11 protein-coding genes and 2 pseudogenes are annotated in these 13,519 nt (G+C 41.9%); all 13 read left to right on the forward strand.

Going from position 1 to position 13,519, the window contains the following annotated elements; all coding sequences use genetic code 11:
• The first annotated feature begins 94 nt into the window (after window positions 1-94).
• Window positions 95-1,159, forward strand: a complete 1,065-nt coding sequence (locus NUV69_04395; GenBank protein ID MCR4324897.1) for a glycosyltransferase family 4 protein — start codon at window positions 95-97, stop codon at window positions 1,157-1,159.
• Window positions 1,156-2,892: a glycosyltransferase family 39 protein gene (locus NUV69_04400; protein ID MCR4324898.1), complete on the forward strand. Its 1,737-nt coding sequence runs from the start codon at window positions 1,156-1,158 to the stop codon at window positions 2,890-2,892. Before NUV69_04395 ends, NUV69_04400 begins: the two co-directional genes overlap by 4 nt.
• Entirely contained in the window at window positions 2,889-3,728 is an 840-nt protein-coding gene (locus NUV69_04405) for a glycosyltransferase (GenBank protein ID MCR4324899.1), read from the forward strand. The genes NUV69_04400 and NUV69_04405 overlap by 4 nt, the downstream gene beginning before the upstream one ends.
• A complete protein-coding gene (locus tag NUV69_04410) occupies window positions 3,725-5,176 on the forward strand; it encodes a glycosyltransferase family 39 protein (GenBank protein ID MCR4324900.1) in 1,452 nt (483 codons plus the stop codon). Before NUV69_04405 ends, NUV69_04410 begins: the two co-directional genes overlap by 4 nt.
• A 1-nt stretch (window position 5,177) precedes the next feature.
• Complete coding sequence (locus NUV69_04415; GenBank protein MCR4324901.1) at window positions 5,178-5,921, forward strand: class I SAM-dependent methyltransferase; 744 nt, start codon at window positions 5,178-5,180, stop codon at window positions 5,919-5,921.
• Window positions 5,922-7,076: a glycosyltransferase family 4 protein gene (locus tag NUV69_04420; GenBank protein ID MCR4324902.1), complete on the forward strand. Its 1,155-nt coding sequence runs from the start codon at window positions 5,922-5,924 to the stop codon at window positions 7,074-7,076.
• 10 nt (window positions 7,077-7,086) lie between these two features.
• Window positions 7,087-8,190, forward strand: a complete 1,104-nt coding sequence (locus tag NUV69_04425) for a glycosyltransferase family 4 protein (protein ID MCR4324903.1) — start codon at window positions 7,087-7,089, stop codon at window positions 8,188-8,190.
• Window positions 8,191-8,212: 22 nt separating this feature from the next.
• A pseudogene (locus NUV69_04430) lies at window positions 8,213-8,455 on the forward strand (hypothetical protein).
• Between the two features lie 126 nt (window positions 8,456-8,581).
• A pseudogene (locus NUV69_04435) lies at window positions 8,582-8,797 on the forward strand (acyltransferase).
• Complete coding sequence (locus tag NUV69_04440) at window positions 8,794-9,687, forward strand: DMT family transporter (protein MCR4324904.1); 894 nt, start codon at window positions 8,794-8,796, stop codon at window positions 9,685-9,687. The pseudogene NUV69_04435 and the gene NUV69_04440 overlap by 4 nt, the downstream one beginning before the upstream one ends.
• On the forward strand, window positions 9,666-10,562 hold the full coding sequence (locus NUV69_04445; protein MCR4324905.1) for a glycosyltransferase family 2 protein: 897 nt from the start codon (window positions 9,666-9,668) through the stop codon (window positions 10,560-10,562). The genes NUV69_04440 and NUV69_04445 overlap by 22 nt, the downstream gene beginning before the upstream one ends.
• Window positions 10,537-12,102, forward strand: a complete 1,566-nt coding sequence (locus tag NUV69_04450; protein MCR4324906.1) for an O-antigen ligase family protein — start codon at window positions 10,537-10,539, stop codon at window positions 12,100-12,102. The genes NUV69_04445 and NUV69_04450 overlap by 26 nt, the downstream gene beginning before the upstream one ends.
• A partial coding sequence (locus tag NUV69_04455; GenBank protein MCR4324907.1) for a glycosyltransferase family 39 protein occupies window positions 12,099-13,519 on the forward strand: 1,421 nt, incomplete at its 3' end. The genes NUV69_04450 and NUV69_04455, both read left to right, overlap by 4 nt.

The raw sequence follows: 13,519 nt of genomic DNA on the forward strand, positions 1-13,519 counted from the left end.
TCGAAAATGGCAACAGTTACAATCTTAAGTTTCTTAGGCCCACAGTCACATTCAGTTTCATGAATGTGACGAGGACCGCAAAAACTTCACCAATATGCATAACATCGCTATCTTAAGTTTTTACTCGGGAGTGGTCGAAAGGGGCGTAGAAACTTTCGCATTCGAAATCGCACTAAGGCTATCGAAAAAGCATCAAGTAACCGTGTTTCAAGGCGGAAATCCTAAGCCTTTCCAAAAGTTTAAAACGACCCAGATTAAAGCCAATGCCAAAATCCCAAATGCCAAAAGGGGGGTGTTGGGGAAATTTTACCTAGATTATCAATCTCTCAAAGTCCTCGTCTTTTCGGCAAGAGCAATTCCCCTTTTTCTAAAGGGCAAATACGATTTTGTAATTTGTTTGAATGGGGGATGGCAAACGGCGATTTTTAAAATTGCCTCTAAACTTACATCCACGAAGGTGATAATCCCCGGCGAAGCGGGGATAGGATCAGATGACGCCTGGAACATTCTGTTTCACCCTGACTGTTTTGTTGCCCTCACAATGTCGCAATATGATTGGGCTAAAAAACTTAGTCCAGAAGTAAACGTAACATTAATTCCAAATGGCGTCGATCTTTCGAAGTTCAATCCCAAAGTGCGTCCAAGAAAAATAAATTTACCCAGGCCGATTGTTATTTGCACATCTGCATTGGATCCTCACAAAAGAGTGGATCAAACGATAAAAGCAGTCGCCCAGGCAAAGTTAAGCCTTCTGCTTTTGGGTGATGGCCAGGCGAGGGGTGCAATAGACAGTCTAGGCAAAAGGCTTCTCGGGAAAAATTACCTACGGCTTAAGGTTCCTTACAGTGAAATTCCTGCTTATTATCGCGCGGCAAACGTCTTTACTCTCGCATCCGAAACTGAGGCGTTCGGTATCGCGTACATAGAAGCAATGGCTTGTAATCTTCCCGTCGTCACAACTAGTGATGATTCTCGTGCGGAAATAATAGGCAGGGCGGGAATCCTAACCGACGTAAGCGACATAAAACAATACGCCAAGGATTTGGTAATTGCGACAAAAAGCAACTATCGAAATATCCCTTACGACCAATCCTTAAAATTCAGCTGGAATAAAGTTGCCCAGAAATATTCAAACCTTCTTGCGAACTTCCAGAAATGATAGATTCCCACGGGCATAAGCGGAGCTTTTCTGCGAATAAGCAGAGCTTGCGGTCCTCGTCTTCGACTGCGGGTCTAAAGCAGAGCCCTTCGATTACTCAGGGCCATGGCTTGCGGTCCTTACTCGCAAAGCGAGTTGCGGGCCTAAGCCCGTGGTCCTCTCTTTCTTCGCTTCGCGCAAGTAAAGTCACAGCTACCACCACGGCTGGAAGCCGTGTTCCTCGCTTGCTCGAAATAGACAAAAAAAGAATATCGCGCTTTCTTTCACAAAATTATCTTTTGATAGTAATTCTCGTATCTGCCTCAATAGTACTTTCGCTTAATATCAACAAACCTTTCTGGGGCCATCACGATTGGAATGGAGCGTGGTATTCAAATTTCGCCAGGAATTTTTTAAGATACGGATTAATCGAGACAAAATTTGGGTCTGTAATGAATACCGGGGTTGTATCCCCCGACGGTTTTCACTTTTTTACTCATTACCCACCGCTTCTACCGATACTTTTATTTCTAAGTTTCAGCACCTTTGGAATTCATGAATGGTCAGCGCGTCTTGTACCGTTAATCTTCACCCTAGCAACAATTGTTGCAATATACGCAATCGGCAATATATTTTTTAACAAAAGAATCGCTATTTTGGCTGCATTATTCTCCACTGTAATGCCAATCGTTATTTACTTCGGGAAAATGCCCGTTCAGGAAACCCTTGTTATTGCACCCGTTCTGCTTTCAGTGATTGCTTACTTCAAATTCTTCGAAAAACCAAATAGAAAGAATTCTTTGATACTTGTAAGCGCCCTTGTTTTTTCGCACCTCATAAACTGGCCCGCTTACTACGTAACACCTCTTTTCTCGGCTCACTGGATCCTCTTTTCGAAGAACAAATCGAAAAAGTTTACATTTCTCCTATTTCTGGCAATCAGCCTGATGATGTTTGGCGTCCACATGTTACATACGGCTTGGCTAACGCGAGACCTCATTGGTGGAGGATTGATTGACGTTCTAAAATTCAGGCTCAATATTGGCGAACAACTTATGGGTTATTCCCACACGAAATTCCTTGAACTCCAAGCAAGATGGATCACGGTTTACTTTACGAGGCCTATCTTGTTTTTTTCCGCAATCGCTCTCATCTGGATTTTTATAAACCTAATAAAAAGAAGATTTCCAAAAAAAACTCAAATACTTTTAATGCTCGGAATCTTCGGTGTCACGCACAATCTAGTTTTTAGAAATATGGCCTTTATCCACGATTACATGATTATCTATCTCTGGCCGTTTCTCGCGTTAAGCGCAAGCTTCGGTTTTTTCATCCTCGTCGAAAGATTAAAAATTCCCCGCAATGTCGTACCCCTGCTAATAGTGCTCGTCCTGACACTTTGCATACAGGAAAGGTTCGATTTTACAAAAGCGCTTATTCTAAGCAACGGATTTGTTGAAGGAGTCGAAGTGGGCAAGCTAGTAAATAGCAACACAAAGGAGGGCGAGCAAACACTCATTTTATCCGAAAGTTTTAAAGAAAACTACGAGGTGTTTATAAATTACTATTCCGATCGCCGCATCGACTACTATCTTCCTTCGGACGAAAATCTTCTCCAAGCTCGACTTTCCCAGCAAGATTACAAGCTCATGGTTGCAATGCCCCAGAGGGATACAAATGAAGCCACGTTAAAATTTTTACAAAGAAGTCATAAACAAACTAAAATAGATAATTATCTTCTTTTTGTAAAATGACAAATAAACTTGTATCCATAATCATCCCTACCTACAACGAAGAATTACTTATCGCAACATGCATAAACTCACTCAAAAACCAAACTTATAAAAACGTAGAAATAATACTTGTTGACGATGGTTCAACCGACAAAACAAAAGAAATAGCAAAAAGTCTTTCAACGAAAGTCATTACCCAAAATCATAAAGGACCCGGATCCGCGAGAAATCTGGGTGCATCAAAGGCAAAAGGAAAAATCCTCGTTTTTGTTGATGCCGACATGACATTTGAAAAAGATTTCATAGAAGATCTTATTTCCCCAATACTCAAAGGCAAAACTATTGGAACGTTTTCCAAGAACGAATTTAATGCCAATCAAAAAAACGTCTGGTCTGCCTGCTGGAACTTGAATAGGGGATGGCCAAAAGACAGGCTCATTCCCCCGGACTACCCAGACGAGGCGCCTGTCTACAGAGCAATTCTAAAATCAGAGTTTGATAAAGTTGGCGGATTTGACGCGACAGGGGAGTATACTGACGACTGGTCACTTTCAAGAAAACTTGGTAAAAAGTCGACACTAGCAAAAGGAGCAAATTATCACCATTCTAACCCCTCATCACTAAAAGAAGTCTGGAAACAAGCAAGATGGATTGGAAAAAACGAATTTATCACCGGCTCCCCCATTCGGAAAATAAGATCCTTAGTTTTTTATAGCTTTCCCATCTCTTTTGTAATAGGCTCGTACAAATCTCTTACACATTTAAAATTCCAATTTATAATTTTTAGACTTTATTATGATTTTGCAATCTTGGTTTCCGTTGTAAAATCATTTCTTGGCGAAAAAAAATCTAAATGATATTTGTAATCCTTGTAGCAGCAGTCCTTTTTCGTATTATTGCTCTTAACCAAAGCTTATGGCTCGACGAAGCGATTAATATCAACAACGCGATCGCGCTCGATTTTAAAACATTAATTTTAAATTACTCCCTCGGCGATTTTCATCCTCCACTGTATCACGCAATTCTGAAAGGCTGGATAATAATTTCCGAACCTCTGACACGGTTTATCGACTCAGAAGCCGTCTTTCGAATACCCTCGATAATTTTTGGCGTCCTCACGGTTTTTGTTACCTACCTTATCGCTAAAAAACTTTACGAAAAGAAAACAGCTCTAATCGCGGCAACTCTAATGGCGACGGCGCCTCTTCATATTTACTATTCACAAGAAGCAAGAATGTACGCGCTAGCCGCATTTTTAGCAAGCGCCTCTGTTTACTTTTTTATCTCGCTTGTCAAAAAAGACACATTAGGCAATTGGGTAGGATTCATGATTTCAACCACCTTGATGCTTTATAGCGATTACCTACCCTATCTTCTTCTACCTACATACGTTCTCTTCTTATTTATAAACAGAAAAAGAATTCCCCCAGGCACACTAAAATCGTTCGTCCCGGCATACGTTCTAGTTTTCATTCTTCTAATTCCATGGCTCTTGATTTTCCCCGACCAAATAAAAGGAGGTTTGTCTGCGGCTTCCTCTACTCCCGCGTGGGCGAAAGTGGTCGGTAGCACCGATGCCAAAAGTTTCGTAATCACATTCGTCAAATTCACGATAGGGAGGATTTCTCACGACAATAACCTAATCTATGCGCTGATTTTTGCACCCGTCGCTTTATACATTAGTTTCTTGTCAGCACTTTCTATTCTGCGTCAAACTAGTGCTAGAAGTTTCTTATGGTTCTGGTTTGCGGTCCCCATAATTGCAGCTTTCGTCCTTAGCTTCTTTATTCCCGTTTTTGCGTATTTTCGCCTGCTCTTTGTTCTACCAGCGCTCTACATAATTCTCGCGTCAGCAATCAACATTGTTAACTGGCCCAAATTAACCAGAATCTTACTCTTGCTTGCGTTGGCTATTAACATGACGGCCGCAACGATCTACTTCACAAATCCAAAGTTTCATCGCGAACACTGGAAAGAAGCAGTCAGTTTCGTGTCCGCGAATTCTTCACCAACGTCAGTAGCACTTTTTGAAGCAGGGTCATCTATGGCACCTTTTGATTTTTATAACAATGGACAGATCGAAGCAAAGGGCGCCATAAATGGTTTGAATGCTAAACCTGAAGAGGTGGAAGTGAAAGTCAAAGAAGCGACAAAAGGTAAAACGAAAGTATTTCTTTTTCAATACTTAACGCAAATAACAGATCCTCAAGGATTAGTTTTTAAAGAACTTTCAAGACAAGGTTTTGTCAATACTGGCACCAAAGATTTCAGTGGCGTCGGGTTCGTTTACGTCTTCGAGAAATAATATGAATGCTAAAAAAAATTTAAAAAAGCTCTTCGACAAATTTTTCTGGAAACAACATCCAGAAGCAGCCCTCAGGTACATGCCGGTAATTTCAGAAATTGAAAAAGCCAAACTGAAAGGCGCCAAAATCCTGGAAGTTGGCTCTGGAGCTCTTGGAATAGTACCTTACATTAAAAGAGAAATCGACGGGATAGACGTTGACTTCACTGGTACAAAATCCGAACTGCTGCATGAAATCAAGGGCACCGCGACCAAGCTTCCTTTTCGCAGAAATTCTTACGACGTCGTCATATCGTCAGATGTTTTAGAACATCTTAAAAAAGAAAATAGACCACAAGCAATTGAAGAACAAATAAGAGTCGCCAAAAAACTAGCAATAATCGTTGTACCCGTCGGAGAACTTTCAGAAGAACAAGACAAGGAACTGAGCGCGTACTGGAACAAGGTTTTTCAAAAAAGCGGCCACCAGTTTCTCCAAGAGCATATAGAAAACGGTCTGCCCCGAACAGACGAAATACTAGTAACAATCGACAAATCACTCAGGAGCTTAAAAAAAGAGGCGAAGGTAAAATCTTATCCGAGCCTTAACCTGGCAGTAAGAAAATTTTTGATGAAGACTTGGATTTCCAAAAATAAGTTTTTTTACTATCTGTATCTAAAAGGCTATTTACTCCTGATACCACTTTTAAAATTCGCTAACTTCGGAAACTGCTACCGCCGAGTGTTTGTGATAGAATTTCGCTAAATGAAAATAGGCATCGATGTATCCCAAATTGTTTATGGGACAGGCGTCTCGAATTACACTAAAAGCCTCGTAGAAAACCTTTTAAAAATAGACAACAAGAACGAATACGTCCTATTTGGATCTTCCCTAAGATCGAAAAAAAAATTAAAAGAATTCAAAGACAGCCTTAAGGATTACCAAAATGTGGAATTTAAAATTGCCTCAATTCCCCCCACGCTTCTAGAATTTGTCTGGAACAGATTGAGGGTTCTTCCGATAGAAAAATTTATTGGAGAAGTCGATATTTTTCACTCTTCTGATTGGACCCAGCCAAAAATAAAAAGCCCAAAAACTAAAAGAGTGACGACTATTCACGATATGGTTACTTATATATTTCCGGCGTCGCTTCACCCGAAAATCATTGCTGCCCAGAAAAGAAGACTCAAACACGTAAAGAGTGAAGTTGACGTCATCATCGCTGATTCGGAAACGACTAAGGACGACGTCACAAAATTCTTACACATTCCGCAGGATAAAATTAAAGTAGTCTATCTGGCGGCGTCTGGTGACTTTCAACCCCAAGACGACGAAAAAATAAATCAGGCTTTAGAAAAATATAAAATTAGAAAACCCTACATTCTGTCTGTTGCAACACAGGAGCCAAGGAAAAATATTCAAAAACTTCTCGACGTTTTCGAAACTATTCTCAAAGATAACCCTCAGTTCCACCTCGTACTAACCGGTAAGTACGGTTGGGGCTCGGGCTTCCATTCGCCGGAAAATGTAATTTGGACTAACTACGTATCTCAAGAAGATTTAGTCAGTCTTTATGCTGGGTGCAGAGTGTTCGTTTATCCTTCTCTTTACGAAGGTTTCGGTCTTCCAATTTTAGAAGCCATGGCCTGCGGAGCCCCCGTTGTCACTTCAAATAATTCCTCGATGGCAGAAATAGCAAAAGACGCGGCAATTCTAGTCGATCCAAGAAGCGAAGGACAACTCACAAGAGCTATTCAAATGGTAATAAACTTAAACATGGACAATTACCAAAAGATGGTAAGGGCAAGTCTCGGACGAGCAAGGCGCTATTCTTGGACTAAAACAGCAAAAGAAACCCTCGCGATTTACGAAGAGTTAGCCAAAGGCCCTGAGCTTGACACTCAAGCTCCAGATGCTTAACACTTGATACATGCTCATTGGTGTCGACGCGAACGAGGCAAATGTAAAAAACAGAGTTGGTTCCGGAACCCACGCATTCGAACTTCTTAAGCAATTCGCCGAGCTCGCAACAAGCAAACATCAATTCGAAATTTTTCTCAAGGAAAAACCGCTCGAGGATCTACCTAAAGAAAATCAAAACTTTAAATACAAAGTATTCGGACCCAAAAAACTTTGGACGCAATTTGCCCTTCCACTAAGACTTTTGGGTAACAAACCCGACGTTTTTTTCTCGATGACACACTATGGTCCGAGGTTCTCGAGAGTTCCCAATGTCGTTACAATTTACGACCTTTCATATCTACACTATCCGGAACTCTTCAATAAAGACGACCTTTACCAATTAAAATCTTGGTCCAAATACTCCATAGAGGGTGCCAAACACATAATTGCCATTTCCCAATCCACAAAAGACGACATTATTAAAAATTACGGAGTAAGCCCCTCAAAAATTTCCGTAACCTATATGGGTTACGACCAAAAACTATTTAAGCCTCAAAATAAATCAAAAATAGACAATATAAAAAAGAAGTACAAAATTGGCGGCGACTACATTATATTCGTCGGCACACTCCAACCGCGCAAAAACATAGAACGCCTGATAGAAGCTTTTGCAGAGGTAAATTCTAAAATTCCGGACGTTGAATTAATGATAGCCGGCAAAAAAGGATGGCTCTTTGAACCCATCTTTGAAAAAGTGAAAAAACTTAATCTGGAAAAGGAAATCATCTTTACGGACTATGTACCGGATGACGACCTGCCACCATTAATAGCCGGCGCTAAGGTTTATATCCTTCCTTCGCTTTGGGAGGGATTCGGTATTCCTGTAATTGAAGCTCAGGCATGCGGGGTTCCCGTCTCAGTTTCAGAAACATCAAGCCTTCCTGAAGTTGTTGATAAAAGCGGATTTACATTCGATCCCGAAAAAGTTCCCGAAATTACGTCAAGCCTTTTAGTTTTGCTAACCGATGACAAGCTTAGATCAATGCTGATAGAAAAGGGATTCAAAAACGTCAAAAGATTCTCTTGGGAAAAGTGTGCGAAGGAGACACTAAAAATTTTAGTATCTGTATAATAATAAGTACATGAAAGACCGAATGGGTCGGGAGCTGTCCAACCGTGAAGTAGCTAAAAAAGCCCAAAACAGGCTCTACAATTACTTTCTCGACCTCGTACTTCTCAAACTCAACATCATTACATCGTTTGTCCCCCTCCATTCTTGCAGGAAGTTAGCCTTCCGGCTAGCAGGTGTGAAAATAGGTAAAAATTCCTACATACATATGGGTACTCGTTTCTACAAACCAAGTGGCGTGACAATAGGAAATGGCACAATAATTGGAGACCACTGTTTTCTCGACGGCCGCGCGCCTCTGAAAATTGGCGACAACGTAGACATCGCTTCACAAGTTTTAATTTACAATTCCGAACACGACGTAAACTCCGAAGGCTTTGATCCCATTGAAGAGCCGGTAGAAATAGGGGACTATGTATTTATCGGCCCCCGAGCGACGATCCTACCAGGAGTCAAAATTGGCAAAGGTGCGGTGGTCGCAGCCGGTGCTGTGGTGACTAGTGATGTGAATGATTTTGAGATTGTCGGTGGAGTCCCGGCAAAAGTAATAGGGGAGCGTAAAAACCGTGACCCTCATTACAAACTCGGTCGGGCCAGACTTTTTCAATGACGCTACTGATCTTCTTCCTGACCGCCATTGTTGGTGGAACAGGCTCACCCCTCATTAAACACGCAGTCGAAATATTCCCCCCGATGTCGTTCATATTTTTAAGGGGAATATTATCAAGTATCCTTATTTTGCCGTTTGCTTACAAGGAAATAAAAAACCCGAAACCACACAAGAAACTACTTTTTATCTCAACCCTCCTTTTTGCTGCGAATTGGGTTTTCTTCGCTCTAGGGATTCAAAGGACTACCGTTCTAATGGGACAAGCAATCTATATTCCAACAGGCATAATAGTCGCAATAATAGGGTTTATATTCCTGAAAGAAAAACTCACCCGAGAGCAAATCAGCGGGTTAGTTATTACTTTATTGGGACTTTCGGTCCTAATTGTAGGTTCGGTTAAAGGTCAAGATTTGTCATCAGTCGGAACTCCGCTCGGTAACTTGCTTGTTGTGGGAGGTCTTCTTAGTTGGGCAAGTTTTACAGTGGTTTCCAGAAAGATCAGCGCATACTACAGTACTTTCGGCCTAACAATTATTAATTTTGCAACAACAGCAGTTCTTGCACTGGCAATCATGCCGCTTGTTGGTGAGAGTCCGACATCTATCCCTGTCAACTCAAGCTCAGTCGTCTCGATTTTGTCAGTCACTGCAGGAACAACTGCCTTCTTCCTCCTTTATCAGTACCTCATTAAAAATACTTCTGCTTTTTTAGCGTCCCTAGTTATTTATCCTGTTTCTGTTTTTGGCGCACTTGGGGGTATAATTTTTTATGGAGAAAAACTAACTCCTGCGTTCGTTACAGGAAGCGCATTAATCGTCCTTGGAGTTTTCACCGCGACATCGTATCAGTACGCTAAAAAATACATCAGATGGCCATTGATATATCGGTAATTATCGTCAACTGGAATACAAAGAAACTTTTAGAAGACGCGATCTCGTCCCTTTTTAAGTATTCAAAAGACGTCGCTTTCGAAGTCATAGTCGTCGACAACGGCTCCGAAGACGGAAGTATCGAAATGGTCAAGAAGAAATTCCCCAATGTAAAGTTAATCGAACACGGCTATAACGCCGGTTTTACAAAAGGAAACAATAGCGGGATAAAAGTCGCCAAAGGGAAGTACATTTTCTTATTCAATTCCGACGCTTACTTAATTGAAAACACGCTTAAAAAACTAGTCGAAAAAGCGGACAGCCTCAAAAACCTCGGCGCGATGGGGCCTCTCCTTCTAAACGAAGATAGAACAATCCAACAATCTGTCGGTTTCGACCCTCACCTTCCCCAAGTGTTCTGGTGGATGACCTTCATTGATGACCTTCCTGGCGGCTCACTGCTTAATCCCTATCATGTAGACCATGACAGTTTTTATAAAAAGGAAAGAGAAGTCGGATGGGTAACAGCGGCCGCGATTCTGCTACCGAAAAAGGTTATTAATAAGGTAGGAATGTTCGACGAAACCATTTTTATGTACGGTGAAGAGGTCGACTGGTGCTATAGAATTAAAAAAGCGGGATACAAGATATATTTTTCCCCAAGCACAAAAATGGTCCACATAGGCCGCGGCTCGATGGGTAAGGTTTCCAAAAACGCTATTATCGGGGAGTACAAGGGCATTGTCTATTTTTATAAAAAGCACAAAGGTTTTGTGTCTTTGCAAATAAGCCGTATGTTACTTAAAATAGGAGCACTGGCTCGAATTCTGATCTTCGGTGCCTTAGGCAGAAAGGAACTCGCCAAATTCTATGCGGAAGCTCTTAAAGTGGCTTGATGACCACATACTCGAATATCTCTCGCTAACTCTTCTTATCGCGCTTCCGCTTTACCCAAAAATTCCTCTTGCTGACATTTTGCCTGGCTACATCGTGAGAATCAGGCTCGACGACCTGCTTGTCGCCCTTGCCTTTGGTATTTGGCTGATCTGGCTCGTAAGAAGAAAAGTCACGCTCAAAGGTAATCCCTTATTCATCCCGATCGCGATTTACCTTGTAATCGGCCTCCTGTCATCTCTTTCCGCGATCTTCATTACAAAAACCGTCCCCATGGAGCAACTGCACATCTCGAAGCTTTTTCTCCACTACGCGAGAAGAATTGAATATATTTCTGTTTTCTTTATCTTTTTCTCTTCAATAAAATCGCTTACTCAGATTAAAAAATATGTATATCTCTCAGCCCTCGTCCTTTTGGCTGTTTCTATTTACGGGTTTGGGCAAAAGTATCTATATTGGCCCGCGTTTTCAACAATGAATAAAGAATTCTCGAAAGGTATAAAACTCTATCTGTCCCAACACGCGAGAGTTCTCTCGACTTTTGGTGGCCATTATGACCTCGCCGCGTACCTCATGCTCGTTCTAACCATATTTATACCTCTTGCCACAGTTGTTAAAAAATGGACCCACAAAATTCTCTTTTTGCTTGTAAGCCTTGCCGGTTTTTGGTTAATGATTCTAACTGTTTCAAGAACATCCTTTGTCGCGTATCTAGTCAGTATAACCGTTGTTTTTGGGATTCTAGCTTTTAAAAAAGGTTGGCTTTGGGCAGGCGCAATGTGGTTTGTGGTAACAATTTTTTCCTTAACGATCATGCTGTCTTTTGGTGACCTTTCAGACAGGTTCGCCCATGTTCTCAAGCTTGACAACCTAAGCGCGTCCTCACTACTTAAACCTGTAAAAGACGCGCCCAAGGGGAATGGAATTGCATATCTGGATGTTGTCGCGCCCAAATCTGATACTCCTCCTTCTACCGAAAAGCCAGGAGTCCAAACCGCGAGACCCGCGGACGTTACGGAAGAAATCCCAGAGGACGGTTATGGGGCAACGGGACCCGCAAAACCCAGAGTTTACTCGCAAACAGCGGTTCAGTACGATCTATCGACTGGAATTCGTTTAGACTACACGTGGCCTCAAGCCATTAAAGGATTTCAAAGGAATATCCTTCTTGGATCTGGTTACTCAACGCTAACCAAAAGTAGCATCGAACAATTCACAGAAGCCGAATCCACGGACAATGACTTCCTCAGGACGCTAGGCGAAACCGGCCTTTTGGGATTCCTTGCTTTTTACGGATTGATCGTTTTTGCAATTTACTACGCCCTCGTAAGATTTAAAAATATTAACGACCCGTTTTACTCGACAGTTGTCGCGGGAACCGTGGCGGCCATAATTGGTCTTCTTGTCAACGCGCTCTACATCGACGTTTTCGAAGCCTCTAAAGTCGCCTATACTTTTTGGATTTTAGTTGCGATCCTCATCGCGACAGCGAATCTGGCATCTTCTTCAAAAAACACAAAAGCACCAAAAAAGGTTAAGTGAAAACCATAAGCAAACTTTCAAACTTAAGTTTCCTGGCAATTGGCTTGATATTAATAATCGCCTTCGGCGTCCGCCTTTATAAAATCGACAGACCAATCGCGGACTGGCATTCATGGAGGCAAGCAGACACGGCAAGCGTTGCCAGGAATTTTGTAAAAGAAGGCTTTAACCCCTTTGTCCCAACATACGACGACATGTCTACTCAGGCAAACGGACTCGATAACCCCAACCGCTACAGATTTGTGGAATTCCCCATTTTTAACTCGGCAGTTGCTGCGGTTTGGACAATATGGGGAGTAAACGAAATGTACGCGAGGCTTACTACGGTTGTGATAACGGTATTTTCGACCCTCCTTCTTTATTTAGTAGTCAGACGTTTTTCCGGCGAAAAAATAGCCCTCTTGGCGGCTTTTTTGTTCGCCACTCTTCCGTACAACGTTTTTTATTCGTCAACGATTCTGCCCGCGCCCTTAATGGTAATGGGGCTTCTTGCCCTTTACTGGTCATTTATCAATTGGATGAAGACAGAAAAAATTATTTGGGCAGTTGCCTCTGTAATTTTTGCCAACATCGCCATTCTGACTTGGCCAATTGCGCTTTTTTTCATGTTGCCAATCATTTATCTGGCATTTAACAAGTACGGCCTTTCGGCATTTACCAAAGTAAGCTTATGGATTTTTGCCCTGCTTTCAATTGCGCCTTTTATTGCTTGGCGCGTCTGGATGATGAGATTTCCCGAAGGCATTCCTAACTTTCGCTTTCTAATAAACGAAAACGGTATAAGATTCAAAGGCGCTTTCTTTCGCTGGATTATTGTCGAAAGATTAGGGAAGCTTATCTTAACTGTTGGTGGTTTTACATTTCTCGTTATTGGAGTCATCAAAAAACCAGGCCGCGAAAAGTTGTTTTATTATGCTTGGCTGCTTTCGTCAGTGCTGTATGTGACTGTTTTTGCTTCCGGGAACGTCAGACACGATTATTATCAAGTTCCGCTTATTCCGATTTTCTGCATCTTTATGGCGATTGGTATACAAACTCTATTGACGCTGCCGTCTCAATATTTCAATAGAGCAATCGGCGCGACCATCGCCCTAGTGTTGCTTCTGACTATCTACGCCTTCGGATTTTTCGAAGTGCGTGGTTTTTACTGGATTAACAAACCCGAAATAGTCGAAGCCGGAAGAGCGGTTGATCGTCTATTGCCGAAAGACGCGACAGTAATCGCGCCATACAATGGCGACGCGGCGTTTCTTTACCAAACAAACCGTCATGGTTATCCGATAACAGACAGACCTCTCGAAAAATTTATCGAACGAGGAACAAAATATCTCGTTTCTGTCGACCCAAATGACGCCGGAATTAAAAACCTCGCCGAAGATTGCAAGACAATCGCGAAAACCGAAACTTACGTAATAGT

The organism is Candidatus Curtissbacteria bacterium (assembly GCA_024654445.1).
Taxonomy (GTDB): Bacteria; Patescibacteriota; Microgenomatia; order Curtissbacterales; family GWA2-41-24; genus JANLHP01.